The sequence below is a fragment of the Streptomyces sp. NPDC091416 genome, from assembly GCF_044756845.1.
GTDB lineage: Bacteria > Actinomycetota > Actinomycetes > Streptomycetales > Streptomycetaceae > Streptomyces.
Window position 1 is genome coordinate 205898 of record NZ_JBIVTU010000006.1, and the last position, 22881, is coordinate 228778.

Here is a 22881-nt window from a genome sequence, read left to right on the forward strand (position 1 = left end):
GCTACCAGGCCTGCGGCGGCCCTCCGTACGGAGACTGCCCGCCGCCGTCGGCGGCGGCGGTCGCGCGGCGCCGCGCGACCAGTGTCCACACGCCCAGCGCGAGGACCAGCACGGCGCCCACGCCGATGCCGGCCGCGCCGACGAGCTTCATGGTGTCGCTCTCGCTCTCGGCCGCCTGCGGTCCGCTCCTGCCGCTCCTGGCCAGGTCCTTGTCCTTGTCCGTGACCGCGAAGATCCCGGCGTCGCCCGCGTACGGAGAGCCTTCGGCCCTGCCCTCGACCTTGACGGACAGCGTCAGCGGGAACGGCCCGTCGCCGTAGGCCTCGGCGACCTCCGGGCTCAGCGTGACGGACAGGTAGTACCAGCCCGCGAAGCGCATGGCGCTGACACTGCTGCTGGAGTCGAACCTGTTCCGGTACGCGACCGGAGGCACCGGGTCCAGCGAGACGGAGGCCGGCTTGCCCGAGTACGCCAGGGGCGACGCGTCGTCGACATGGCCCTGGGCCGGGTTGTCCAGGGCCATCGCGAGCGCGCCGCCGACGAACTTGTCGGAGGCGGGGCTGTTGCCGAGGCCTGCCGTGGCGAAGATCTGCTGCCCCCAGTCCACCGGAACCCGGTAGAAGCGGGTCTGCCCCGGCGTGATCCCGTCCTTCCACTCACCCGTCTCCAGGCTCGTGGCGTCGTAGTAACCGGAGCCGCCCTGCCTGCGGTTGTCGCCGGCGGGCGTGGGCGGCGCGGGCGACGCGGACGGCCAGTCCTCCGGCGCCTCGGTCGGCATCGCGGCGTCGTCGGCGAGTTCCGGCTCCGTCGCGTACCGCAGTTCCAGCTCCCAGTCCTCCGGGCCGGAGGTGGCCTTGCTCTCCCGCTCGACGAGGACGTTGTACGTGCCGGGGCCCTGGCAGGTGCTGCTGTCCTTCTTCACGACCCGGTAGGCGTACGCGGCAATCGGACGCGGGTACTGCGCGGACTCGAACCGGGCGTCCTCGGAGCTGCACCGCAGGTCCGAGGAGTCCCTGACGCTCACCGTGATGCCGTCCCCGTAGGCGACCTTGCCGCCGCTCTTGGGCACGGCGACGGCGGAGACGTACGCGTTGGTCGTCGCGTCCAGGTTCAGCCGGTAGTACAGCTTCTCGCCGGCCTTGATCGAACTCCGGTAGACGGAGCCCGCGTTGAGCGCCTTCGCATCGGTGTTCACCACCGCGCCGGCCACCGCCTCGGCACCCGGGTCGAAGGCGTACGCGGGGGTCCCGCCGTCCGCCCGGGCGGGTCCCGGCAGCGCCGCCACCGCGCACATCGCCGCGACCGCGGCCAGCGTCACCCGGCCCCTGCTGCGCTGCCTCATCACGCGCTTCCCCTCGTCGTCCGTGCGGCTGCCCCGCAGCGGCTGCGTGCCTATACGAACACGGCGGCCGGCGAGGCCAGGACGGCAGCCCCGGCAGCAGCCGCGATGCCGGTCCATCCTGCCCCTCCCGCACCACCGCTGTCTGCGGACGCGGTCGAGTCGCGCTTTCCCGTACCCGCCCCGGCCCTTCGCCACAGGCGCGCCGCGCTCCGGGCCGGCCGGTTCGCCGCCCCGGCACCGACGCCCGCGGCACCACTCGAACCCCAGACTCTTTGCTCAAGCAAGCTATTTATTCACGTAAGGGAACTCAAGGGCACAGGCGTCACGGTCCCGCAACAGCACGAAGCCCCGGCCGCATCTGCGACCGGGGCCCGCGACAGGCTGTTCTGTCTCACACACCCGAACCTGCGGGCACGGAGTCAGTCGCCTCCGTCCACAGATCCTGCTCGGCGCGATCCGCCTGGATCTGGCGGTACACGAGGAGCCCGCCGATGGCGGCCAGTGCGACCAGGAGAAGCTTCTTCACCGCGCGACCTCGTCTTTCCTTGGCATTGGGGAGTTCTGCTGCCCGACTATACACATCGGCCGATATCGACCGGTGACCTCCCCGCAACCCAACTGGCGCCTACGGAAGAGCGATCATCGCCGGATTGTGCATCGGCGGCCCGAGCTCCCGGAGCACCCGCGCAGGACACCTGGAGACCGCAGATCGGGACCGGTTGCACCATACGAGTGGTGTTCATCTGAAGAACGGCATATCGGTGGCGTCGCTCCACGGAATCGCGAGCCGGATCCACATCATCAGAAAGGTAAGCAAACCGGACCACCTGAAAGTGAGGGGCCATGAGCACCTTCAAGGCCAAGAACATCTGGACCGCCTTCATCACCGCGTTCTTCGCACTCCTCGCGTCGCTGGGCCTCGCAGGCTCCACCGCGGCGGCCACGGAAGCCACGGTCACGGAGCCGGCGGCCACGAGCCACGAGCACGCGGCCCGGACCACCGCAACTCCGGCCGCCCCGTCGGTCCGATGGACCCTCCCGCGTGACCGGGCACTGCCGCCCACGATGAAGCAGCGCATCCGCGCCGAGGCCCACGGTTCCTCGCCCGCCGCCCGGACGCTCGCCCCCGACACCCTGGACACCGCCCGCGCCACGCACGGCGCCCGCACGGCCCTCGGCAGCGCTCAGGCCCGGGACGGCGTCCCCCTGCCACCCTGAGCGCACCGCGCGCGACCACGCGAGGCCCCTGGACCGGGATCCCCGGCAGGGGCCTTCTTCATGCCCGCAGGCTGTCCTGCGGGCCGGTGTCACGTCCGCAGCGCGCGTCCTGCGGGGCGGTGTCACGCGACGGACGGGACCCTGGGCCTGCGCAGGGCCAGCACGAGGGCCAGCACCCAGGCCAGGAGCGTCGCGCCGAAGAGGACGTTGATGACGAGAACCAGCCACCGGTTGCTCGTCCTCCGTTTCAAGGCGATCAGCGACGGCAGCAGATAGATCCCCAGGCCCAACAAGGACAGCAGCCCGGTCACCACGACGTCCATGTCACCCACACCTCGATCTGTCGGAACGCCCACCGCGCGGGAGCTCCAGGACCGCACGCACGCAGAAGGCCGGTGGATCCTGGGATCCACCGGCCTTCCGTCTTACTGCTGTGGGGCTAACAGGATTTGAACCTGTGGCCTCATCCTTATCAGGGATGCGCTCTAACCAACTGAGCTATAGCCCCGCCGCGCTTTTGTGTCGCGCTGACGTGAAGAAGATTAGCGCACGTCGGGGCCAGTCCCAAAATCGATACCCGCGCGGCTACTCGTCCTCGGCCAGCGTGAGCTCGACACCGCCCACGAAGCCGGCCGACAGGTTGTAGATGAAGGAACCCAGCGTCGCCAGCGCGGTCGCCAGCACCACGTCGATCACCGCGATGACCGAGGTGAAGATCAGCACCCGCGGCAGCGAGAGGAACGACTGCAGGTCGAAGCCGTTGCCCTCGTTGGAACCGGTCGCCTCGCTGATGGTGCCGCCGACGGTCTCGAAGACGCCCATGGCGTCCATGACCATCCACAGCACCGCCGAGGCGACCACCGTGCAGATGCCGAGCGCGATGGACAGCAGGAAGCTGACCTTCATCACCGACCACGGATCCGCCTTGGCCACCCGCAGACGCGCCTTACGGGTACGCGGAGTCGTCCGCGCGCCCGTGCGGGGTCTGCGGGTCGTCTGAGCCGTTCCCGCGCCCTGCACGGCGCCCTGCCGGCCGCCGTGGGACCGGCCGCCGCCCTGGGTCCCGCCCGGGGGCGAGGGGTAGGCCTGCGGCGGGTGGTACGGGCCCGCCTGGCCCGGTGCGGGTTCCCGCTCACCGGGCAGCGGCCCGGTCGCGTAACCCTCGTACTGGGGCTGAGGGCCCCGGGTATCCGTCACAGTGCCCCCTTGGGAGTCCGTGGCAGGGCCACGGGCACCGTTCCCGCCTGCTCCTGAAGCGGCCGAACCTGCGCCCGTGGCTCCACTCACGCTCTACTCCTCGTGCTCCCCGGTCGAGGACGTGTTGCCCTCGACTGTGCCGTCGTCCGTGCCCGCGTCGGCCGTGGTGGCCTCGGCTGACACTGCCTCGCTCGTCTCGCCCTCGGCATCAGCGTCGACGGATCCGTCGACCTCTTCGGCCTCGCGACCCGCCTCGGCGTTACGAGCGATGCCGACAACGGCGTCTCGCTTGCCCAGATTGATCAGTTGGACGCCCATGGTGTCACGGCCCGTCTCCCTGACTTCATTGACTCGCGTACGAATCACACCACCGCCGAGCGTGATGGCGAGGATCTCGTCCGTCTCCTCGACCACCAGCGCACCGACCAGCGAGCCCCGGTCCTCGACGATCTTGGCGGCCTTGATGCCGAGGCCACCGCGACCCTGGACGCGGTACTCGTCGACGGGGGTCCGCTTCGCGTACCCGCCGTCAGTGGCAGTGAACACGAAAGTACCGGGCCTGACGACATTCATCGAGAGCAGTTCGTCTCCCTCGCGGAAACTCATGCCCTTGACACCCGAAGTGGCGCGGCCCATCGGGCGCAGCGCATCGTCCGTAGCGGTGAACCTGATCGACTGGGCCTTCCTGCTGATGAGCAGCAGATCGTCCTCGGACGAGACCAGCTCGGCGCCGATCAGCTCGTCGTCGGATCCGTCGGCCGTCTCGCGCAGGTTGATGGCGATGACGCCGCCGGACCGCGGCGAGTCGTAGTCCTTCAGCGCGGTCTTCTTCACCAGACCGCCCTTCGTGGCCAGGATCAGGTACGGCGCGGCGTCGTAGTCGCGGATCGCCAGGATCTGCGCGATCTGCTCGTCCGGCTGGAAGGCCAGCAGGTTCGCCACGTGCTGGCCGCGGGCATCGCGGCCGGCGTCCGGGAGCTCGTAGGCCTTCGCCCGGTAGACGCGGCCCTTGTTGGTGAAGAACAGCAGCCAGTGGTGCGTCGTCGACACGAAGAAGTGGTCGACGATGTCGTCTTCCTTGAGCTTCGTGCCGCGCACACCCTTGCCGCCGCGCTTCTGCGAGCGGTAGTCGTCCGTCTTCGTCCGCTTCACGTAGCCGCTGCGGGAGATCGTGACGACGATGTCCTCCTCGGCGATCAGGTCCTCGATGGACATGTCGCCGTCGAAGGGCACCAGCTTGGAGCGCCGGTCGTCACCGAACTTCTCGACGATCGCCGCCAGCTCCTCGCTGACGATCTGCCGCTGCCGCTCCGGCGAGGCGAGGATCGCGTTGTACTCGTTGATCTTCGCCTGGAGCTCGTCGTGCTCGGCGGTGATCTTCTGGTGCTCCAGCGCGGCCAGCCGGCGCAGCTGCATCTCCAGGATCGCGTTCGCCTGGATGTCGTCGATCTCCAGCAGGCCCATCAGGCCCTCGCGCGCGATCTCCACCGTGTTGCTGCGCCGGATGAGGGCGATGACCTCGTCGATGGCGTCCAGGGCCTTGAGCAGGCCGCGCAGGATGTGCGCGCGCTCCTCGGCCTTGCGCAGCCGGAACCGCGTACGCCGGACGATGACCTCGATCTGGTGCGTCACCCAGTGGCGGATGAACGCGTCGATCGACAGGGTGCGCGGCACCCCGTCCACCAGCGCCAGCATGTTGGCGCCGAAGTTGGTCTGCAGATCGGTGTGCTTGTACAGGTTGTTCAGGACGACCTTGGCGACCGCGTCCCGCTTCAGCACGACGACCAGGCGCTGGCCCGTACGCGACGAGGTCTCGTCACGGACGTCCGCGATGCCGCCGACCTTGCCGTCCTTCACCAGGTCGGCGATCTTCTGCGCGAGGTTGTCGGGGTTGGTCTGGTACGGAAGCTCCGTCACGACCAGGCACTGGCGGTTCTGGATCTCCTCGACCGCCACGACCGCGCGCATCGTGATCGAGCCACGGCCCGTGCGGTACGCCTCCTCGATGCCCTTGCGGCCCACGACGAGCGCGCCCGTCGGGAAGTCCGGGCCCTTGATCCGCTCCAGGAGAGCGTCGAGCAGCTCCTCCTGCGAGGCCTCCGGGTGCTCCAGGTACCACTGGGCGCCGGACGCGACCTCGCGCAGGTTGTGCGGAGGGATGTTGGTCGCCATGCCGACCGCGATGCCCGCCGAACCGTTGATCAGCAGGTTCGGGAAGCGCGCCGGCAGGACCACCGGCTCCTGGTTGCGGCCGTCGTAGTTGTCCTTGAAGTCGACGGTCTCCTCGTCGATGTCACGGACCATCTCCATGGACAGCGGCATCATCTTGCACTCGGTGTACCGCATGGCGGCGGCCGGGTCGTTGCCCGGGGAACCGAAGTTGCCGTTGGAGTCCACCAGCGGCATGCGCATCGACCAGTGCTGCGCCAGGCGGACCAGGGCGTCGTAGATCGAGGAGTCGCCGTGCGGGTGGTACGTACCCATGACGTCACCGACGACGCGGGCGCACTTGTAGAAGCCCTTCTCGGGCCGGTAGCCGCCGTCGTACATCGCGTACAGCACCCGGCGGTGGACGGGCTTGAGGCCGTCCCGCACGTCGGGCAGGGCACGCGACACGATGACGGACATCGCGTAGTCGAGGTAGGAGCGCTGCATCTCCGTCTCGAGCCCGACGGGCTCGACACGCATGCCCACGCCCTCGACGGGCGGGACCTCTTCGGGCGTCACGGGGACAGGGGTGTTCTCGTCGGCCATTGCTGGTCAAAGTCCTTTCGCGCTGCGGCTTGCTTGTACGGCCGACTCAGATGTCGAGGAAGCGGACGTCCTTGGCGTTGCGCTGGATGAACGAGCGCCGCGCCTCGACGTCCTCACCCATCAGCACCGAGAACAGGTCGTCGGCCTGCGCCGCGTCGTCGAGCGTGACCTGGCCGAGCACCCGGTGGTCGACGTCCATCGTGGTGACACGCAGCTCCTCGGCGTTCATCTCGCCGAGTCCCTTGAAGCGCTGGATCGAGTCTTCCTTGATCCGCTTGCCGTTCTCCTTGCCGAGCACCACGAGGGCGTCGCGCTCGCGGTCCGAGTACGCGTACTCGAAGTCGTCCCGGCCCCACTTGATCTTGTAGAGCGGCGGGCGCGACAGATAGACGTGCCCGGCCTCGACCAGCGGCCGCATGAAGCGGAAGAGGAACGTCAGCAGCAGGGTGTTGATGTGCTGGCCGTCGACGTCGGCGTCCGCCATCAGAATGATCTTGTGATAGCGGAGCTTCTCGATGTCGAAGTCCTCGTGGACCCCGGTACCGAAGGCCGAGATCAGCGCCTGGACCTCGGTGTTCTGCAGGATCTTGTCGATCCGGGCCTTCTCGACGTTCAGGATCTTGCCCCGGATCGGCAGGATGGCCTGGTACATCGGGTTACGGCCGGACTTCGCCGAACCACCGGCGGAGTCACCCTCGACGATGAAGATCTCGCACTTCGTCGGGTCGTTGGACTGGCAGTCGCTCAGCTTGCCCGGCAGCGAGGCGCTCTCCAGGAGCCCCTTGCGACGCGTCAGGTCACGCGCCTTGCGGGCCGCCACGCGGGCGGTCGAGGCGGCGATGCCCTTGCGGATGATGTCGGCGGCCTCGTTGGGGTTCCGGTCGAACCAGTCGGTCAGCTGCTCGTGGACGACCTTCTGCACGAAGGTCTTGGCCTCCGTGTTGCCCAGCTTGGTCTTCGTCTGCCCCTCGAACTGCGGCTCGCCCAGCTTCACCGAGATGATCGCCGTCAGACCCTCGCGGACGTCCTCACCGGTGAGGTTGTCGTCCTTCTCGCGCAGCAGCTTCTTGTCGCGCGCGTACCGGTTGACCAGCGAGGTCAGCGCCGCGCGGAAGCCCTCCTCGTGCGTACCGCCCTCGTGCGTGTGGATCGCGTTGGCGAAGGAGTAGACGCCCTCGCTGTACTGCGTGTTCCACTGCATGGCGATCTCGGCCGAGAGGAGGCGCTCCTTGTCCTCGGCCTCGATGTCGATCACCGACTGGTGAATGACGTCGCCCTTGCGGGAGTTGAGGTACTTGACGAAGTCGACGATGCCGTTCTCGTAGTGGTACGTGACCGTGCGGGTCGTCTCCTCCTCGGGGACGTCGACCGCCTCGGCGCTGTCCGCACCGGCCGTCGCCTTCGCCGACTCGCGCTCGTCGGTGAGCTTGAGGGTGAGGCCCTTGTTGAGGAAGGCCATCTCCTGGAAGCGCCGGGAGAGGGTCTCGAAGGAGTACTCGGTCGTCTCGAAGATGTCGCCGTCGGCCCAGAAGGTGACCGACGTGCCCGTCTCCTCGGTGGCCTCGTTGCGGGCCAGCGGGGCGGTCGGGACACCGAGCTTGTAGTCCTGCGTCCAGCGGTAGCCGTCCGTCCTGACCTCGACGGCCACCCGGGTGGACAGCGCGTTGACCACGGAGACGCCGACGCCGTGCAGACCACCGGAGACGGCGTAGCCGCCGCCGCCGAACTTGCCGCCGGCGTGCAGCACGGTGAGGACGACCTCGACGGCCGGCTTGCCCTCGGACGGCACGATGCCGACCGGGATGCCACGGCCGTTGTCGATCACGCGCACCCCGCCGTCGGCGAGGATCGTGACGTCGATGCTGTCCGCGTGCCCGGCCATCGCCTCGTCGACCGAGTTGTCGACGACCTCCTGCACGAGGTGGTGGAGACCGCGCTCACCGGTCGAGCCGATGTACATGCCAGGTCGCTTGCGGACCGCGTCCAGACCCTCGAGCACGGTGATCGCGTTGGCGTCGTACGAGGGTTTCACCTCACCCGAAGCCTTCACCTCGGCCGTGGCGGGAGCAGCGCTGCTCTCGCCGGGGGTGGACGGAATGTTCTCGTTGGGGTTGCCGGAATCGGCCACGAAGCGCCCTTTCTGGCACAGCACAGGCCGTTCTCCGGGCAGGCGGGAGCGGCTGCGTCGTTCGGCTTGTATCGACGAATCCCGCAAGGACGCGGGATTGTCCACCAGTCTACCGGTAGCGCCGACCCGAATGGGGGTTTGCCGGTACCTGAGTCCGCATGTGCCGCCCTGAATGAGCGCCTGACGACTCCCCATATCCGGGAAGGGGCCTCAAGAGGCTCACACGGGCATTGAGCGCTTCGGCCTGTCAGCCTCCCGCTACGGTGAGGGACGCCCGCTCACCGCCGTACGGTTTCAACCACCGCACACCCGCACAACAGGGGTACGCCGGTCATCGGCGGCAACAGGGGCATACCCCGCACCGGGGTTCCCGCGTACAGCACGGGAACCCTCGTGGCACAGGGCAGAAAGGCCAGGTCAGGCCCGGTCATCCATAGGTGTCGCCCGGGCCTGTGCTGCCCGGCGCGCGCAGCGGACCGTATCTCCGCGCGGGTCCTCCCGGCCCCAGGACCTTGATCATCCGCACGGTGCCGTGCCCCAGGTCCGCGTTCAGCCGGGCCACGAGCTGCGGCGCCAGCAGCCTCAGCTGCGTCGCCCACGCCGTGGAGTCGCACTGCACCGTCAGCACCCGCTCGTCGGGCTCCTCGTCATAACGCAGCGGCACACAGTGATTCGCCAGATCGTCACCCACGATCTGCGGCCAGCGGCCCATCACGCCGCCGACCGCGGCCGGCGTCTCCCAGCCGCGCTCGGTGATCAGACGGTTGATCGCGGCCCCCAGCGGCAGCGGATCCCGGCCGTCGGCGCGCGCACCGGAACGGAGCCCGCCGCCCCGCCGGGCCTGCTTCTTCTGCTGGGCGGCCGCGCCGCGCGCCTTCGCCTGTTCCTTCGCCGCGCGCAGGGCCACCCGCGCCAGGTCCACTCCCGAGGGCTCCGGCTGCTTCGCCGGCTCCCCGGCCGGGTCCTTGCCGTCCCCGTCGCCGCTCACAGCCGCTCCACCTCACCGGCGGACACCGCGTACCGCGTCCCCGCGAGCACCCCGGGGACGTCGTCGTCCACCGCGGCCGTCACCAGCACCTGCTCGCCGGGGGCCACCAGCTCGGCCAGCCGCTCCCTGCGCCGTGCGTCCAGTTCGGCGAAGACGTCGTCCAGGACCAGCACCGGCTCATTGCCCTCGGACCGCAGCAGATCGTACGAGGCCAGCCGCAGGGCCAGCGCGTACGACCAGGACTCCCCATGGCTCGCATACCCCTTGGCCGGCATTCCGCGCAGGCCCAGGACCAGATCGTCGCGGTGCGGGCCCACCAGCGTCACACCGCGCTCGATCTCCTGCTTGCGCACGTCGGCGAGGGCCGCGATCAGCTGCCCGTACAGCTCCTCACGTGTGCGCGCGGGCTCCACCTCCGCGCCGACCGAGCTCCGGTACTCCAGCGTCACCGGACCGCCGCCCGGTGCCACGTCCGCGTACGCCTTGTCGGCCAGGGGCTGAAGCGTCGCGATCAGATCCAGCCGCTGCGCCAGCAGCTCGGCGCCCACGCGGCCCAGATGCTGGTCCCACACGTCGAGCGTCGACAGGTCCATGGACCGCCCGCCGTGGCGACGCGCCATCGCCGCGGACTTCAGCAGCGTGTTGCGCTGTTTCAGCACCCGCTCGTAGTCGGAGCGCACCCCGGCCATCCGCGGCGACCGCGCGGTGACCAGCTCGTCGAGGAACCGCCGGCGCTCGCCGGGGTCGCCCTTGACCAGCGCGAGATCCTCCGGCGCGAACAGCACCGTGCGTACTATCCCCAGCACGTCACGTGGTCTGACCTGCGACGATCTATTGATCCGGGCACGATTCGCCTTGCCCGGGTTCAGCTCCAGCTCGACCAGCTGGGACCGCTCGCCCTGGGTGACGGCCGCCCTGATGACGGCCCGGTCGGCGCCCATCCGCACCAGCGGCGCGTCGGAGGAGACGCGGTGGCTGCCGAGCGTCGCGAGATAGCCGACGGCCTCGACGAGATTGGTCTTGCCCTGGCCGTTGGCGCCCACGAACGCGGTGACGCCCGGGTCGAGACCCACCTCGACCCGGGCGTACGAGCGGAAGTCGGCCAGCGACAGATGCGTGACATGCATGGTGTACGCCGACCTTCCCGGCTTCCTGCTCCGTGCTTCGTGGGGCGGGGCGGACCGTGGGTGCCGTCCCGCTCCCCGTCGCGGCTGCTTGTTCTCGGCCGCTACTTCTTGTTCTCGACCGCGTGGCCACCGAACTGGTTGCGCAGCGCGGCGATCATCTTCATCTGCGGGGAGTCGTCCTGCCGCGAGGCGAACCGCGCGAAGAGCGACGCGGTGATCGCGGGCAGCGGAACGGCGTTGTCGATGGCGGCCTCCACCGTCCAGCGGCCCTCGCCGGAGTCGGCGGCGAAGCCACGGAGCTGGTCCAGGTGCTCGTCGTCGTCCAGCGCGTTGACCGCCAGGTCGAGCAGCCAGGAACGGATGACCGTGCCCTCCTGCCAGGAGCGGAAGACCTCGCGCACGTCGGTGACGGAGTCGACCTTCTCCAGGAGCTCCCAGCCCTCGGCGTAGGCCTGCATCATGGCGTACTCGATGCCGTTGTGAACCATCTTCGCGAAGTGGCCGGCGCCGACCTTGCCCGCGTGGACGGAACCGAACTTGCCCTCGGGCTTCAGGGCGTCGAAGACCGGATGGACCTTCGCGACGTGCTCGGCGTCGCCGCCGTACATGAGCGCATAGCCGTTCTCCAGGCCCCAGACGCCGCCGGAGACGCCGCAGTCGACGAACCCGATGCCCTTGATGCCCAGCTCGACCGCGTGCTTCTCGTCGTCGGTCCAGCGGGAGTTCCCGCCGTCCACGACGATGTCGCCGGGCGAGAGGAGCTCGGCCAGCTCGTCGATCGTGGACTGGGTCGCGGCACCGGCCGGGACCATGACCCACACGACGCGGGGGCCCTTGAGCTTGCCCACAAGTTCTTCGAGGCTGTGGACATCGGCGACGTCCGGGTTGCGGTCGTAACCGATGACGGTGTGGCCGGCGCGGCGGATGCGCTCGCGCATGTTGCCGCCCATCTTGCCGAGGCCGACGAGACCGAGCTCCATCAGAGATTCCTTAAGCGTTGTGCCGATTCGTACCCAGGACCGAGCCTACGCCCGGCGGGGGACAGGACGCCGGGCATGCTCGGCGCTGAACATGCCCGTCGGGTCCTGCCGCGCGTCCTTGCGACGACGGCAGGACCGGTGACCGGGTCAGCCGGAGAGGCGCACCGGCATGATCAGGTACTTGTACGCATCGTCCGCCTCGGCGTCCACGGCAGGCCGGCCGCTGAGCAGCGCGGGCTTGGTGGACGTCGTGAAGGAGAGCTGGGCGACCGGCGAGTCGATGGCGCTCAGGCCGTCGAGCAGGAAGGTCGGGTTGAAGGCGATCGAGATGTCGTCGCCCTCGAGCACGGAGTCGACGCGCTCCACAGCCTGTGCGTCGTCGCTGGAGCCCGCTTCGAGGATCAGGACGCCCTGCTCGAAGCTGAGCCGCACCGGAGTGTTGCGCTCGGCCACCAGGGCCACGCGCTTGACGGCCTCGACGAACGGGGCCGTCTCGATGACCGCGACCGAGTTGAACTCGGTGGGGAAGAGCGTGCGGTACTTCGGCAGGTCGCCCTCGAGCAGCCGGGTGGTCGTCCGTCGGCCCGCGCCCTCGAAGCCGATCAGACCTTCGCCTGCGCCGGAGCCCGACAGAGCGAGCGTCACGGTGTCACCGCTGGTCAGCGCCTTCGCCGTGTCCAGCAGGGTCTTGGCGGGCACCAGCGCGACGGCGGAGGCGTCGGCGTTCTCCGGCTTCCAGAGGAACTCGCGGACCGCGAAGCGGTAGCGGTCGGTGGAGGCGAGGGTGACCGTGTCGCCCTCGATCTCGATGCGCACACCGGTGAGCACGGGCAGCGTGTCGTCGCGGCCCGCGGCGATGGCGACCTGGGCGGCGGCGGAGGCGAAGACCTCGCCGGGCACGGTGCCGGTCGCGGTCGGCATCTGCGGAAGTGCGGGGTACTCCTCCACAGGAAGGGTGTGGAGTGTGAACCGCGAGGATCCGCAGGCGACCGTCGCCCGTACACCGTCTGTGGAAATCTCCACCGGCCGGTTGGGCAGGGCGCGGCAGATGTCGGCGAGCAGCCGGCCGGAGACGAGCACCGTGCCGTCCTCCTCGATCTCGGCGTCCACCGAGACCCGGGCCGAGACCTCGTAGTCGAAGCTCGAGAAGCTGAGGGCACCGTCCTCAGCCTTCAGCAGAAGGCCCGCAAGAACGGGCGCCGGCGGACGGGCCGGGAGGCTACGGGCCACCCAGGCCACAGCCTCCGCGAGTACATCGCGCTCCACCCGGATCTTCACCGGAACCGCCTCCTGCTGTTGCTCGCTCGCCCTGCTGGCCTTCGTCGTCTGGTCGGGTCGCTCCACCGATGCCGGGGGGAGGACGCCGGGGACCAGTCTGACGTACGGCACCGACACTCGGTGCTGCTCGGGGTCAAGTCGCGACAAGAGGTTCGGAGAGCTCCGGCGCCGAGTTGTGCACAGGCCCCACTTCGAAGCGGATTCCAGGCTAACTATAGGTGGCAGTAGTAGTAGGGCCTGTGGAAACGGTGGATAACGTCGTTTTCCCAGGTCACACCCTGTTTTTTGTCCACCGGCCCTGTGGGTGGCACCGGTGGACAACCCGGTGTTTCTGTGGACACCCGAAAGTTGTGCACACCCGATGCACAGGGCAGGGGGGTTTCTCCCCAGGCCTGTCCCCAGCTTTACCCACGTTCCCCACAGCCCAACCGACCCTCTCGGTGTGACGCCTTTCACTCGGGGCGGTGACGGCGGGTGTTGCGTTGCCGAACAGTGGACAGCGGTGTGGAGAAGCCCGTCCTTCCTGGGGAAAACGGCCGTCGTCCTGTGGGCCGACGGTGGACAACGCCTAAGGCCCCCTGTGGACGAAAAACTTGTCCACAGGCTGTGGATCATTGTTGACCACAAATCCCCAGGCCCCTGAGCTGGCCTGATGGAGTATCGGCTGCCTCGCCTGTGGAAGCAGTATGGACAACTTTTGGATCCCCAGGCTGTGGAGGGAAAATTCTCCCCAGATCTGTGGAGAACACCCGTGTCCTGCCCGGTATTCGAACAGCGCGGCCGGCCGGAAGCCCTCGTCATCGCCGCGCCGGCGGTCCGCCGGCGCCTCTCCACCACCGCCGACAGGGGTTGCCGGGCCGCTCCACGGGGAACGGAGAAGGGCGCTGTGCGGACTCCTGACGAGTCCGCACAGCGCCCTTCGTGCGCGTGCCGGCTGAGGGGGGCCGTCAGCCGTTCTTGATGCGGTTGGTGAGCTCGGTGACCTGGTTGTAGATGGAGCGGCGCTCGGCCATCAGTGCGCGGATCTTGCGGTCGGCGTGCATCACCGTCGTATGGTCCCGGCCGCCGAACTGCGCCCCGATCTTGGGCAGGGACAGATCCGTCAGCTCGCGGCACAGATACATGGCGATCTGGCGCGCCGTCACCAGTACACGGCTGCGCGAGGATCCGCAGAGATCCTCGACCGTCAGACCGAAGTAGTCCGCGGTGGCCGCCATGATGGCCGTCGCGGTGATCTCCGGGGCCGAGTCCTCGCCGCCGGGGATCAGGTCCTTCAGCACGATCTCGGTCAGCCCGAGGTCCACCGGCTGACGGTTGAGGCTGGCGAAGGCCGTCACGCGGATGAGAGCGCCCTCCAGCTCACGGATGTTGCGGGAGATACGGGAGGCGATGAACTCCAGGACCTCCGGCGGCGCGTTGAGCTGCTCCTGTACCGCCTTCTTGCGCAGGATCGCGATGCGCGTCTCCAGCTCCGGAGGCTGCACATCGGTGGTCAGACCCCACTCGAAACGATTCCGCAGCCGGTCCTCCAGGGTCACCAGCTGCTTGGGCGGGCGGTCCGAGGACAGCACGATCTGCTTGTTGGCGTTGTGGAGCGTATTGAAGGTGTGGAAGAACTCCTCCTGCGTCGACTCCTTGCTCGCCAGGAACTGGATGTCGTCGACCAGCAGGATGTCCACATCGCGGTACCGCTTGCGGAAGGTGTCGCCCTTGCCGTCGCGGATCGAGTTGATGAACTCGTTGGTGAACTCCTCCGAGCTCACGTACCGCACCCGGGTACCCGGATAGAGGCTGCGGGCGTAGTGCCCGATGGCATGCAGCAGATGGGTCTTGCCGAGCCCCGACTCCCCGTAGATGAAGAGCGGGTTGTACGCCTTCGCGGGCGCTTCGGCCACTGCGACCGCCGCGGCGTGCGCGAACCGGTTCGACGCCCCGATGACGAAGGTGTCGAAGAGGTACTTCGGGTTCAGCCGGGCGTGCGGTTCACCGGGGCCGGGCGCCGGTGCGGGCTGTGCGCCCATGGGGCCGGTGCCTCCGCCGGGCCGTCCGGTGCCGCCGCCCTGCCGGTGCTGGGGTTCGGGCATGTCGTGACGCTCGGGACGCTGGGGCTCGTACCCCTGGCGTTCGGGCGACTGCGGACGGTAGTCGTGCTGCGGCTGCTGCTGGGGACGGCCGCCGTACGGCTCGCGCCACTGCTCGGGGGACGGCTCGCGGTCCTGGAACCCGCCGAGCCGGGGCTGCTGCCAGGAGAGGTCCTCCTGGGTGCGCGGCCAGGCGCCGGGTTCGGGGCGCTGCTGCTGATAGTCGGGGTACGCGGGCCGGGCCGTCGGCATGCCGTCGTCCGAGGGACGGTGGCCGTATCCGTCGTAGCCGTCGTTGTGCTGCCGCTCGTCGTGCTGGGGCCCCTGATAGCGGTGCTGCTGAGGCTGCTGCGACTGGTGCATGGGAGGCGCCGGCGGGCTCGGCGGTTCGCCCGCGGAGTCGTCGACCGTGATGGCGATCCGGATCGGCCGCCCGCATTCGCGGCTCAGCGTCTCGCTGATGAGCGGGGCGAGCCGGCCCTCCAGGACGCGCTTGCCCCATTCGTTGGGGACGGCGAGCAGCGCGGTGTCGGCAACCAGGGCGAGCGGCTGACAGCGCTCGATCCACTGCTTGTCCTTCGGCTCGATGCCCTGCTGGCCCTCTCCGAGGAGTTGTTCCAGCACGCGTGGCCACACTGCGGCAAGATCGGCAGGTACGTCAGCCACAGGGCACGCTCTCTCGCTGGTCCCACGAATGTGTGGTTCTCGGGACGTATGGGTCGGGATGGGTGAGGACCGGCAGGCGGGAAGAAAAAGAACCGGGGTTCAGCCACGGTAGGCGGGCCGACCCGTGCGGTTCAAGTCGTTGTCCACAGGCTGTGCACAATGGGGGGTCCGACAGGGTCGGTTTGACCGGATGGCGTAGCCGCGCGTACCGTGACCAGGTCGAGTTGTCGATGGCTGCTGCCGCCTGCCTCCGATGGGCAAAGATCACGATCTGTGATTGTGAAGCGGTGCAACTAGGGCGTTTACGCGAGTCTCTCGTGGGCGCACGGTGACAGCCAGGCGATGTCCCGCCAACAAACGATCATTACTGGAGCCCCCGAGTGAGCAAGCGCACCTTCCAGCCGAACAACCGTCGTCGCGCGAAGACCCACGGCTTCCGTCTGCGTATGCGGACCCGTGCCGGCCGCGCGATCCTCGCGTCCCGCCGTGGCAAGGGCCGCGCCAGCCTGTCCGCCTGATCGCGTACAGGTCGTCATGACGTGCTGCCTACCGAGAATCGGCTGAGGCGGCGCGAGGACTTCGCGACCGCGGTACGACGAGGACGCAGGGCAGGCCGCCCTTTGCTCGTCGTCCATCTACGCAGCGGTGCAACGGACCCGCACGTGACTGGGGAGACTGCTCCCCCGCCGCGTGCGGGTTTCGTTGTCAGCAAAGCAGTGGGTGGTGCGGTCGTCCGCACAGCGGTGAAGCGAAGGCTTCGCCATCTGGTCCGCGAACGGCTGGCCCTGCTGCCCCCCGGTAGCCTGGTTGTCGTACGCGCGTTGCCCGGTTCGGGTGACGCCGACCATGAACAGCTGGCCCGAGACCTGGATGCCGCTCTCCAGCGGCTGCTGGGAGGGGGCGCGCGATGAAGTACCCGCTGCTGGCTCTCATCAAGCTGTACCAGTGGACGATCAGCCCACTACTCGGGCCTGTCTGCCGTTACTACCCGTCGTGTTCCCACTATGGATATACGGCGATCGACCGGCACGGAGCGATCAAGGGCACGGCGCTGACAGCCTGGCGCATCCTGCGATGCAATCCGTGGTCACCCGGCGGCGTGGATCACGTTCCACCACGCAAACGTCCGCGCTGGCACGAACTGCTGCGTAGTGCCGTACGCGGCAGCAAGGGCGGGGACTCCGCCGCTGATGTGCCTTCCGGGAAGTCGGCCACCGACCTCCCGGGCCCGGCCGCAGAGACTTCGCCCAATGCTCAAGGAGCCTGATTAGTGGACACGATTGCCAGTCTGTTCAGCTTCATCACGTGGCCCGTTTCCTGGGTCATCGTCCAGTTCCACAAGTTGTACGGGGCGATCTTCGGCCCCGACACGGGATGGGCCTGGGGTCTTTCCATCGTGTCCCTCGTGGTGCTGATCCGTATCTGTCTGATCCCGCTGTTCGTCAAGCAGATCAAGTCGACGCGGAACATGCAGGTGCTCCAGCCGAAGATGAAGGCGATCCAGGAGCGCTACAAGAGCGACAAGCAGCGTCAGTCCGAAGAGATGATGAAGCTGTACAAGGAGACGGGTACCAACCCGCTCTCCTCGTGCCTTCCCATCCTGGCGCAGTCGCCGTTCTTCTTCGCCCTGTACCACGTGCTCTCGGCCATCGCGTCGGGCAAGACCATCGGCGTCATCAACCAGCCGCTGCTCGACAGCGCACGTCAGGCGCACATCTTCGGCGCCCCGCTGGCTTCGAAGTTCACCGACAGCGCTTCCGAGGTCGCCGCGCTGGGCGCCTCCCTGACCGACGTCCGGATCGTCACCGCCATCATGATCGTGATGATGTCGGCCTCGCAGTTCTTCACTCAGCGCCAGCTGATGACGAAGAACGTCGACCTCACGGTCAAGACGCCGTACATGCAGCAGCAGAAGATGCTCATGTACATCTTCCCGGTGATCTTCGCCGTCATGGGCGTCAACTTCCCCGTCGGCGTCCTCGTCTACTGGCTCACCACGAACGTCTGGACCATGGGTCAGCAGATGTACGTGATCAACCAGAACCCCACCCCGGGCAGCAAGGCGCAGGAGCAGTACCTCGGGCGTCTCCTGAAGAGCGTCACCTCGCACGGTGAAGTGAAGGGCCGCACGCGGCGCAACACGGTCAAGCGCATCGTGGCCAAGGGTACGGACCGCAATGACATCGAGCGGAAGTTCGTGACCGGGCTGGCCAAGCTCGGCCTCGCCCCCCAGGAGGACGGCACGGTGGCCAAGAGCGACACCGCCGTCGCCGAGGCCGAGGGCGGAGCCGCACAGCGGCGCCAGCAGCCCAAGCGTCAGACGAAGGCGAAGCGCCAGACCACCGCGGGCCACCCGGGCGGGACCAAGGACGCCGAGGCCGACGACTCCAAGACCTCCCTGCAGAAGAGCGCACCGCAGGAAGACAAGTCCAAGCCGGAGGGCAAGCCCGCGTCCGGCTCCTCACGCCAAGCCAAGTCCGGACAGCGCAAGGGCCCGCAGCGGCCCAAGCACCCGTCCAAGAAGTAAGAAGGAGTCCATCCGTGACGGAAGGCACCACCTCCACGGCCGCTGAGGGCAGCGACACCTTGACCCGCCTTGAGCAGGAAGGGGAGATCGCAGCGGACTACCTTGAGGGCCTGCTCGACATCGCCGACCTCGACGGCGACATCGACATGGACGTCGAGGCGGACCGGGCCGCGGTCTCGATCATCAGTGAATCGGCACGTGAACTGCAGAAGCTCGTGGGCCGCGACGGTGAGGTGCTGGAGGCACTCCAGGAGCTGACGCGGCTGGCCGTGCACCGGGAGACCGGTGACCGCAGCCGTCTGATGCTCGACATCGCCGGATTCCGCGCCCAGAAGCGCACGGAACTCGCCGAGCTGGGTGCCAAGGCCGCGGACGAGGTCAAGAGCACCGGTGAGCCGGTGAAGCTCGACCCGATGACGCCGTTCGAGCGCAAGGTTGTGCACGACGCGGTCGCGGCCGCAGGCCTGCGCAGCGAATCGGAGGGCGAGGAGCCGCAGCGCTTCGTCGTCGTCCTTCCGGCCTGACCGGATCCTCTCCTGTCGGCCCCGTCTGTTCGCAGACGGGGCCGATCTTTGTCAGCCTGATAGTCAGCCACCCATGGTGCGGTAATGCGGTATGGAAGGACGGTTCCCGTGACGGAGGAAGTAGCGCTTCCCCAGGCGCCCGACGAGGCCCGGGAGGTGTTCGGTGAGTGCTTTCCCGAGGCCGTCCGGTACGCGGAGCTGCTGGCCGACGCGGGGGTCAAACGAGGGCTGATCGGTCCGCGCGAGGTTCCGCGCCTGTGGGAGAGGCACCTGCTGAACTGCGCGGTGCTCTCCGAGGTCGTCCCTGACGGCGTCACGGTCTGCGATGTGGGGTCCGGTGCCGGCCTTCCGGGAATTCCGCTGGCGCTGGTGCGCCCAGACCTGAAGATCACCCTGCTGGAACCGTTGCTGCGGCGTACGAACTTCCTCCAGGAGGTCGTCGAACTGCTGGGGCTCGACCATGTGACGGTCGTCCGTGGCCGGGCCGAGGAGGTTCTGGGCACGCTTCAGCCGGTACATGTGGTGACGGCGCGGGCGGTTGCCCCACTGGATCGCCTGGCGGGCTGGGGAGTGCCCCTGCTGCGCCCGTACGGGGAGATGCTCGCGCTCAAGGGTGATACCGCCGAGGAGGAGATCAACGGCGCGCGAGCGGCCCTCAGCAAGCTTGGCGTCGTGGAGACCGAGGTGCTCCACGTGGGGGAAGGCGTCGTCGATCCGATGTCCACCGTGGTGCGTGTGGTGGTGGGCGAGAGTCCTGGCGGTGTGAGGTTCGCCGCAAAGCGCGCCAAGGCCGCGAGGGTCAGCCGGACCCGTCGTCGTCGCTGAGCGCAGCCGTACCTACCCTGCGCGGAGTGTCGTGCCCCTGTAGCTACGCTGCAGGGGCATCGTGTTTCACGTGAAACGTCGCTCTCTGCTGCATGGAATCATCGGCCGCGGTCGTGCGGCCGCCGCCCCTCGCCATCGCAGGCCCGTTAGGGCTACGGAGTTGTCCACAGAAGTGGATTCATCCACAGAAGAGCGGGCCTCGCTGGTTCGCGACCCCGAAACCATGGCAGGCTCTGCTCATTGCGAGCCTGAAGTCGAGGAGAGTGAATCCTTGCGGTCCGACGCCAACATCGCGGGACCGATGACCGACCCGGTCCCCGGTCCCCGAACCGAATCGGCGGGGGACGGTGTTTCACGTGAAACACCGCCGCCGATGGACGACACACCCATCGGTCGCGCGGCCCAGCTGGCGGTAGAGGCCCTCGGCCGTGCCGGCGAGGGTCTGCCGCGGCCTGACCAGACACGCGTCATGGTGGTGGCCAACCAGAAGGGCGGGGTGGGCAAGACCACCTCGACGGTCAACCTTGCCGCGTCGCTTGCGCTCCACGGCGCACGCGTACTGGTGGTGGACCTCGACCCGCAGGGGAACGCCTCTACGGCTCTGGGGATCGACCACCATGCCGAAGTTCCCTCCATCTATGACGTCCTGGTGGAGAGCAAGCCTCTCTCCGACGTGGTTCAGCCCGTCCCGGACGTCGAAGGTCTCTTCTGCGCCCCGGCGACCATCGATCTCGCCGGTGCGGAGATCGAGCTGGTGTCGCTGGTGGCGCGGGAGAGTCGACTGCAGCGAGCGATCCAGGCGTACGAGCAGCCGCTCGACTACATCCTGATCGACTGCCCGCCCTCGCTCGGCCTGCTGACGGTCAACGCCCTGGTGGCCGGTGCGGAGGTGCTGATCCCGATCCAGTGCGAGTACTACGCGCTGGAAGGGCTCGGGCAGCTGCTGCGCAACGTCGACCTGGTGCGGGGGCATCTCAACCCCGATCTCCATGTGTCGACGATCCTGCTCACCATGTACGACGGCCGTACCAGACTCGCGTCACAGGTCGCGGAGGAGGTGCGCAGCCACTTCGGCAAGGAGGTGCTGCGGACCAGCATTCCCCGGTCGGTGCGGATCTCGGAAGCGCCGAGCTATGGGCAGACCGTGCTCACGTACGACCCCGGTTCGAGCGGGTCCCTGTCCTACCTCGAAGCGGCCCGTGAGATCGCGCTGCGCGGGGTCGGGGTCCATTACGAGGCCCAGCATGCCCAGACGGGCAGCCGGAACAGCCAGCAGAATACTTCGGAGGGGATCCAGTGAGTGAGCGTCGCAGAGGTTTGGGGCGAGGGCTAGGTGCCCTGATCCCCGCCGCTCCGCAGGAGAAGCAGGTGCCGCCCGCCGGGATGGGTACGTCCACGCCCGGGTCGATGCCGGTGCTGACGTCCGAGCGGGGTGTGGCCGTTGCGAAGGTGACCACCCTGGGCTCGGGCGGCCCTGTGGTGCCGGAGCCGAGCGCACCGGTCTCGGTGCCCGACGGCAGCGCCGGCCCGGCAGAGGTGGCAGGGGCGTACTTCGCCGAGCTGCCCATCGACTCGATCACACCGAACCCTCGTCAGCCCCGCGAGGTGTTCGACGAGGACGCGCTCGCCGAGCTGGTCACCTCGATCAAGGAGGTGGGCCTCCTCCAGCCCGTCGTCGTGCGGAAGGCTGCGGCCGGGCGCTTCGAGCTCATCATGGGCGAGCGGCGCTGGAGGGCCTGCCGCGAGGCCGAGCTGAAGCAGATCCCGGCGATCGTCCGGGACACTGATGACGAGAAGCTCCTCCTGGACGCGCTTCTGGAGAATCTTCACCGGGCTCAGCTGAACCCCTTGGAGGAGGCGGCTGCGTACGACCAGCTGCTCAAGGACTTCAAGTGCACCCATGACCAGCTGGCCGACCGGATCGGGCGTTCCCGGCCGCAGGTGTCCAACACCCTGCGTCTGTTGCGGCTGTCGCCACCGGTTCAGCGCAGGGTCGCGGCCGGGGTGCTGTCGGCAGGACACGCACGGGCGCTGCTGTCGGTGGACGACTCCGAGGAGCAGGACAAGCTGGCGCATCGCATCGTGGCCGAAGGGCTCTCGGTGCGCGCGGTCGAGGAGATCGTGACGCTCATGAGCTCCAGGCCGACGAGCGCGGCACGGTCGAAGGGGCCGCGAGCCGGTGGCCGGCTGTCGCCGGCGCTGACCGACCTGGCGTCCCGGTTGTCCGACCGGTTCGAGACCAGGGTGAAGGTCGACCTCGGGCAGAAGAAGGGAAAGATCGTCGTCGAGTTCGCCTCGATGGAGGATCTGGACCGCATTCTCGGCAGTCTCGCTCCGGGCGAGGGGCGTGTCCTGGACCGCGCCGCCGCGGAGGAGAAGACCGAGGACGCCGAGGGCTGACGTCCTGCGTGTGAGTGGCGGGCCGTGCTCCGGAGGATGACGGAGCACGGCCCGCCTTTCGCTTTCCGCAGGTCACGGTCGGCCCTTTGCTTTTTCACGGTGTCGGCTTGATCCCTCGGTGGATACGATGCGTTCTGGTAGTGCACATCCATGTGATCCACCTCCGCGAACGGAGTGCACCGGCCGTACGCGATGCGCTGGGTGAGGGAAGCGAGGAACAGCCTTCATGGGGCGTCGGCTTGTACCGCTCACGCTGGACAACCTGCCTGATCTCCCCCGGCGATGCCGCTCGTGTGTGTTCTGGGAGCTCGATCCGGTCAGGGGAGATGCCGCGGTCAAGGGCGGGAGGGCCGAGCAGGAGAAGGAGTCCTGGATCTCCGCCGTTCTGCTGGAGTGGGGGTCCTGCGGCCGTGTGGTCTATGTCGACGACGTGCCGGCCGGCTTCGTCCTCTACGCTCCGCCCGCCTACGTGCCGCGAGCGACAGCCTTTCCGACGAGCCCTGTATCCCCCGACGCCGTTCAGCTGATGACCGCCCTGATCCTGCCGGGATACCAGGGGCAGGGCCTGGGCCGGGTCATGGTGCAGACGGTGGCCAAGGATCTGATCCGTCGGGGGTTCAAAGCGATCGAGGCCTTCGGGGATGCCCGCTGGAAGGAACCCGCCTGTGTGCTGCCCGCAGACCATCTGCTGGCTGTGGGCTTCAAGACCGTACGGCCCCACCCGGTGCACCCGCGGTTGAGACTGGAGCTGCGCACGACGCTGTCGTGGAAGGAAGACGTCGAGCTGGCTCTGGACCGGTTGCTGGGGGCTGTGCAGAAGGAGCCGGCGCTACGGCCTCTGTGAGG

At 68.4% G+C, this 22881-nt stretch carries 21 protein-coding genes and 1 tRNA gene; 10 read left to right on the plus strand and 12 right to left on the minus strand.

Features of this window, described 5'->3' with window-relative positions:
- Position 1: 1 nt before the first annotated feature.
- Both ACIQMX_RS19755 and ACIQMX_RS19760 read right to left on the minus strand, forming a co-directional pair.
- Positions 2-1342: a hypothetical protein gene (locus ACIQMX_RS19755; protein WP_402479731.1), complete on the minus strand. Its 1341-nt coding sequence runs from the start codon at positions 1340-1342 to the stop codon at positions 2-4.
- A gap of 391 nt (positions 1343-1733) precedes the next feature.
- The gene (locus ACIQMX_RS19760; RefSeq protein ID WP_003958712.1) at positions 1734-1868 is read right to left on the minus strand and encodes a DLW-39 family protein; all 135 of its coding nucleotides are present in this window, start codon (positions 1866-1868) and stop codon (positions 1734-1736) included.
- A 317-nt stretch (positions 1869-2185) separates the two neighbouring features.
- Between ACIQMX_RS19760 and ACIQMX_RS19765 the strand changes: the two genes are divergently transcribed.
- Entirely contained in the window at positions 2186-2560 is a 375-nt protein-coding gene (locus tag ACIQMX_RS19765) for a DUF6344 domain-containing protein (protein WP_363066945.1), read from the plus strand.
- Positions 2561-2682: 122 nt separating this feature from the next.
- Here ACIQMX_RS19765 and ACIQMX_RS19770 read toward each other — a convergent pair whose 3' ends face one another.
- From ACIQMX_RS19770 to dnaA, 10 genes are all read right to left on the minus strand, one after another.
- The gene (locus tag ACIQMX_RS19770; protein WP_363066944.1) at positions 2683-2883 is read right to left on the minus strand and encodes a superinfection immunity protein; all 201 of its coding nucleotides are present in this window, start codon (positions 2881-2883) and stop codon (positions 2683-2685) included.
- 111 nt (positions 2884-2994) lie between these two features.
- Positions 2995-3068: transfer RNA gene (locus tag ACIQMX_RS19775), tRNA-Ile, on the minus strand.
- Between the two features lie 77 nt (positions 3069-3145).
- Entirely contained in the window at positions 3146-3757 is a 612-nt protein-coding gene (locus tag ACIQMX_RS19780; RefSeq protein WP_363066943.1) for a DUF3566 domain-containing protein, read from the minus strand.
- A 93-nt stretch (positions 3758-3850) separates the two neighbouring features.
- Positions 3851-6511, minus strand: coding sequence for a DNA gyrase subunit A (gene gyrA, locus ACIQMX_RS19785; RefSeq protein WP_363066942.1), 2661 nt, complete (start codon positions 6509-6511; stop codon positions 3851-3853).
- A 46-nt stretch (positions 6512-6557) separates the two neighbouring features.
- On the minus strand, positions 6558-8663 hold the full coding sequence (gyrB, locus tag ACIQMX_RS19790) for a DNA topoisomerase (ATP-hydrolyzing) subunit B (RefSeq protein WP_363066941.1): 2106 nt from the start codon (positions 8661-8663) through the stop codon (positions 6558-6560).
- A gap of 403 nt (positions 8664-9066) precedes the next feature.
- Positions 9067-9627, minus strand: a complete 561-nt coding sequence (locus ACIQMX_RS19795) for a DciA family protein (protein WP_363066940.1) — start codon at positions 9625-9627, stop codon at positions 9067-9069.
- On the minus strand, positions 9624-10754 hold the full coding sequence (gene recF / locus ACIQMX_RS19800; RefSeq protein WP_363066939.1) for a DNA replication/repair protein RecF: 1131 nt from the start codon (positions 10752-10754) through the stop codon (positions 9624-9626). Before recF ends, ACIQMX_RS19795 begins: the two co-directional genes overlap by 4 nt.
- Before the next feature lie 101 nt (positions 10755-10855).
- Positions 10856-11734, minus strand: a complete 879-nt coding sequence (gnd, locus tag ACIQMX_RS19805) for a phosphogluconate dehydrogenase (NAD(+)-dependent, decarboxylating) (protein ID WP_402479736.1) — start codon at positions 11732-11734, stop codon at positions 10856-10858.
- Positions 11735-11881: 147 nt separating this feature from the next.
- Entirely contained in the window at positions 11882-13012 is a 1131-nt protein-coding gene (dnaN, locus tag ACIQMX_RS19810) for a DNA polymerase III subunit beta (RefSeq protein WP_148022051.1), read from the minus strand.
- A 947-nt stretch (positions 13013-13959) separates the two neighbouring features.
- Positions 13960-15759: a chromosomal replication initiator protein DnaA gene (gene dnaA, locus ACIQMX_RS19815; protein ID WP_402479738.1), complete on the minus strand. Its 1800-nt coding sequence runs from the start codon at positions 15757-15759 to the stop codon at positions 13960-13962.
- Positions 15760-16139: 380 nt separating this feature from the next.
- Here dnaA and rpmH point away from each other — a divergent pair, with 380 nt between their 5' ends.
- The 9 genes from rpmH to ACIQMX_RS19860 all read left to right on the plus strand — a co-directional run bounded on the left by rpmH (position 16140) and on the right by ACIQMX_RS19860 (position 22879).
- Positions 16140-16277, plus strand: a complete 138-nt coding sequence (rpmH, locus tag ACIQMX_RS19820; protein ID WP_010985740.1) for a 50S ribosomal protein L34 — start codon at positions 16140-16142, stop codon at positions 16275-16277.
- Between the two features lie 21 nt (positions 16278-16298).
- A complete protein-coding gene (gene rnpA, locus ACIQMX_RS19825) occupies positions 16299-16670 on the plus strand; it encodes a ribonuclease P protein component (protein ID WP_148019659.1) in 372 nt (123 codons plus the stop codon).
- Entirely contained in the window at positions 16667-17026 is a 360-nt protein-coding gene (yidD, locus tag ACIQMX_RS19830; protein ID WP_219569142.1) for a membrane protein insertion efficiency factor YidD, read from the plus strand. Before rnpA ends, yidD begins: the two co-directional genes overlap by 4 nt.
- A gap of 3 nt (positions 17027-17029) precedes the next feature.
- Positions 17030-18286, plus strand: a complete 1257-nt coding sequence (gene yidC / locus ACIQMX_RS19835) for a membrane protein insertase YidC (protein ID WP_363066936.1) — start codon at positions 17030-17032, stop codon at positions 18284-18286.
- 14 nt (positions 18287-18300) lie between these two features.
- The gene (locus ACIQMX_RS19840; RefSeq protein WP_148019656.1) at positions 18301-18810 is read left to right on the plus strand and encodes a R3H domain-containing nucleic acid-binding protein; all 510 of its coding nucleotides are present in this window, start codon (positions 18301-18303) and stop codon (positions 18808-18810) included.
- Between the two features lie 84 nt (positions 18811-18894).
- Entirely contained in the window at positions 18895-19635 is a 741-nt protein-coding gene (gene rsmG / locus ACIQMX_RS19845) for a 16S rRNA (guanine(527)-N(7))-methyltransferase RsmG (protein ID WP_389057157.1), read from the plus strand.
- A gap of 223 nt (positions 19636-19858) precedes the next feature.
- Positions 19859-20935, plus strand: coding sequence for a ParA family protein (locus ACIQMX_RS19850; protein ID WP_363066935.1), 1077 nt, complete (start codon positions 19859-19861; stop codon positions 20933-20935).
- Complete coding sequence (locus tag ACIQMX_RS19855; protein ID WP_402479742.1) at positions 20932-22035, plus strand: ParB/RepB/Spo0J family partition protein; 1104 nt, start codon at positions 20932-20934, stop codon at positions 22033-22035. Before ACIQMX_RS19850 ends, ACIQMX_RS19855 begins: the two co-directional genes overlap by 4 nt.
- Before the next feature lie 226 nt (positions 22036-22261).
- On the plus strand, positions 22262-22879 hold the full coding sequence (locus ACIQMX_RS19860; protein ID WP_402479745.1) for a GNAT family N-acetyltransferase: 618 nt from the start codon (positions 22262-22264) through the stop codon (positions 22877-22879).
- Positions 22880-22881 lie beyond the last annotated feature (2 nt).